Below are 1,875 nucleotides of genomic sequence, written 5' to 3'. Positions count from 1 at the left end.
GCGCTGCCGGCGTCGCCGCTGCCGGCGTCGCCGCTGCCGGCCGCGGTGCGGCCGGCCCCGGTGGTGGCGGCCTTGGTGCTGCGGGAGTCCGCGAGGTACACGGGCGTCAGTTCCAGATGCCGGTGATGTCGGAGGCGCTCGCGGCGTTGCCCGCGTGGCTGGTCAGGCCGGCCAGGTCCTCCAGGGTGCGCAGCGTGTTGTAGTGGTTGTAGGTGGTGGCGGTGGAGCTGCCCGCGGCGACGTGCTCGCCGTAGAAGATCGTCGGGATGCGGTTGCCGGAGAGCTTGTTGTCCTCGTCGAAGGTCACCACGAGCATGCTGTTGTGGGTCTTCGCCCAGGTCGCGTAGGCGCCCAGGTTGTTCTGGATCCAGGTGTCGCCGGTGGAGACCGAGCAGTCGTGCATGTCGCTGCACAGGTTCGGCACCACGAACGACACCTTGGGCAGGGTGGTGTAGTCGGTCGGGAACTGGGTCATCGTCTTGGCGGTCGAGGTCGGCACGTTGGAGAAGCCGAACCACGGGTTGTGCTTCTGGGCGTACTTGGTCGCGCTGTTGCTGCAGACGGTCGAACCCTGGCTGGGCAGGCCCTCGTTGTAGCTCGCCCAGGTCTGGCCGGCGGCGATCAGCTCGGAGGCGAGGTTCGGCGCCGAGATCGAGCCGACGGTGACGCAGCTGTCGTCGGTGCGGCCCTGGTTGGAGCCGGAGAACAGCTGGTAGTAGTTGGGCTCGCTGGGGTGGGTGAGGCCGTAGGACTGGGTCAGGTTGGCCCCGCCCGCCTTCAGCGTGTTGTTCAGGTACGGCGCGCTGGAGCTGCCGATGACCTGCGAGTAGGCGTGGTTCTCCATGACGACGACCACCACGTGGTCGGGGGTCGGGAGCGTGGCGGCCTGGGCGGTGGCGCCGGTGACGGCCCAGATGCCGAGCGATCCGGCGGCCATCGCCACGGCTCCGGCGAGGGCGGTGAAGGTGCGCCGGTTGCGCTTCGGGGTCCGAGCGGCGGTCATGCTGTCCTCCGTACGAGGGGCGGCAGTTGAGGGTGGTGCGAGGCAGTGCTGGCTGCGACCGGTCGAGCGGCCAAACCCTAGGCCGGGGCCGGTGGCCGGGGCCGCGCCGCGGAAGTGAAGAACGGAAGAACAGCATCCGACGCCGGTACGTTCCATCTCACACCCGCCACGATTGACCCGCCCGTCGCGCCCGTGGTGGGATTTCCGGCAGGTCACAGGGGTTGCGGAGGCACGGTGGTGGAGCTGCACGGCCCGCTGGTCGCCGGTGTCGGCGCCCGCCCCGGCACCCCCGCGGACGAGGTCCTGCGCCTGCTCGACGAGGCACTGGCCACCGCCGGCCTCGACCGCACGGAGCTCGTGCTGCTGGCCACCGTCGACGTGAGGGCCGCCGAACCCGGCCTGCGCGGGGCCGCCCGGATCCTCGGCGTCCCGCTGACCGCGCACCCGGCGGCCGTGCTCGCCGCGGTGCCCGTACCGAACCCCTCCGCGGCCGTCCGCGCCGCCCTCGGCACCCCCGGCGTCGCCGAGGCCGCCGCCCTGGCAGAGGCCCCCGGCGGGCGCCTGGTGGTGCCCAAGACGGCCTCCCGGACGGCCACGGTCGCGATCGCCCGCCGCGCCCCCGCCCCGGACGAGCCGCTGCGCCCGGGCAGCCCCGACCGCCCCGCGACCCCTCGGGAGACCACCGCGATGAGCACCGACTTCGACCTCCGGCACCACGGCGACGCGGAGGTCCGCGCCGCCGGCCTGGTCGACCTCGCCGTCAACGTCCGCACCGGCACCCCGCCCCGCTGGCTGCGTGACCGGCTCGCCGCCACCCTCGGCGACCTCGCCGCCTACCCGGACCCGGCCGCCGCCCGCGCCGCCGTCGCCGC

General features: G+C 73.5%; 2 protein-coding genes. One reads left to right on the top strand and one right to left on the bottom strand.

Annotated features, from left to right (window positions below):
* Positions 1-106: 106 nt before the first annotated feature.
* Positions 107-1,003 carry an alkaline phosphatase family protein gene (locus ABZ641_RS35590; protein WP_344621965.1) on the bottom strand — a complete coding sequence of 299 codons (897 nt, stop codon included), beginning with the start codon at positions 1,001-1,003 and terminating at the stop codon, positions 107-109.
* A gap of 234 nt (positions 1,004-1,237) precedes the next feature.
* Here ABZ641_RS35590 and ABZ641_RS35585 point away from each other — a divergent pair.
* A partial coding sequence (locus ABZ641_RS35585) for a cobalamin biosynthesis protein (RefSeq protein ID WP_359988561.1) occupies positions 1,238-1,875 on the top strand: 638 nt, incomplete at its 3' end.

It is taken from the genome of Kitasatospora sp. NPDC007106 (assembly GCF_040634455.1).
Classification (GTDB): Bacteria; Actinomycetota; Actinomycetes; order Streptomycetales; family Streptomycetaceae; genus Kitasatospora; species Kitasatospora arboriphila.
Note: the sequence above shows the minus strand (reverse complement) of the source record. Positions and strands in the feature narration are given on the sequence as shown.